Source organism: Pseudomonas sp. NPDC087626 (genome assembly GCF_044743405.1).
Classification (GTDB): Bacteria; Pseudomonadota; Gammaproteobacteria; order Pseudomonadales; family Pseudomonadaceae; genus Aquipseudomonas.
Genome location: NZ_JBIUWJ010000073.1, coordinates 1 through 1,028, shown reverse-complemented (window position 1 = coordinate 1,028; position 1,028 = coordinate 1). Strand labels below are relative to the sequence as shown.

1 protein-coding gene is annotated in these 1,028 nt (G+C 61.3%); it reads left to right on the top strand.

Going from position 1 to position 1,028, the window contains the following annotated elements; translation table 11 throughout:
- Window positions 1–1,028 (top strand): aldehyde dehydrogenase family protein (locus ACIOVD_RS27875; RefSeq protein WP_401131388.1); only part of this gene is annotated, 1,028 nt, incomplete at both ends.

Below are 1,028 nucleotides of genomic sequence, written 5' to 3'. Positions count from 1 at the left end.
GCCTATCACTTCCACGAACCGCTGGGCGTGGTCGGCCAGATCATCCCGTGGAACTTCCCGATCCTGATGGCCGCCTGGAAACTCGCGCCGGCCCTGGCTGCCGGTAACTGCGTGGTGCTCAAGCCGGCCGAACAAACGCCGCTGGGCATCAGCGTGCTGCTGGAACTGATCGGCGACCTGCTGCCACCGGGCGTGTTGAACGTGGTGCAAGGGTTCGGCAAAGAAGCCGGCGAAGCCCTGGCCACCAGCAAACGCATCGCCAAGATCGCGTTCACCGGCTCGACCCCGGTCGGCTCGCACATCATGAAATGCGCCGCCGAAAACATCATTCCGTCGACCGTGGAACTGGGCGGCAAGTCGCCGAACATCTTCTTCGCCGACATCATGCAAGCCGAAGAATCGTTCATCGAAAAAGCCGCCGAAGGCCTGGTGCTGGCGTTCTTCAACCAGGGTGAAGTCTGCACCTGCCCGTCTCGCGCCCTGGTGCAAGAGTCGATCTACGACGACTTCATGAAAGTCGTGATGAAGAAGGTCCTGCAAATCAAGCGCGGCGACCCGCTCGACACCGACACCATGGTCGGCGCCCAGGCTTCCGAGCAGCAATTCGACAAGATTCTCTCCTACCTGGAGATCGCCAAGGGCGAAGGCGCCGAGCTGCTGACCGGTGGCAAGGTGGAAAAACTCGAGGGTAACCTGGCGACCGGCTATTACATCCAGCCGACCTTGCTCAAGGGCACCAACAAAATGCGCGTGTTCCAGGAAGAAATCTTCGGTCCAGTGGTGAGCATCACCACCTTCAAGGACGAAGCCGAAGCCCTGGCCATTGCCAACGACACCGAGTTCGGCCTCGGTGCCGGTCTCTGGACCCGCGACATCAACCGCGCCTACCGCATGGGCCGAGCGATCAAGGCCGGTCGCGTGTGGACCAATTGCTACCACCTGTACCCGGCGCACGCCGCGTTCGGTGGCTACAAGAAGTCCGGCGTCGGCCGTGAAACCCACAAGATGATGCTCGATCACTACCAACA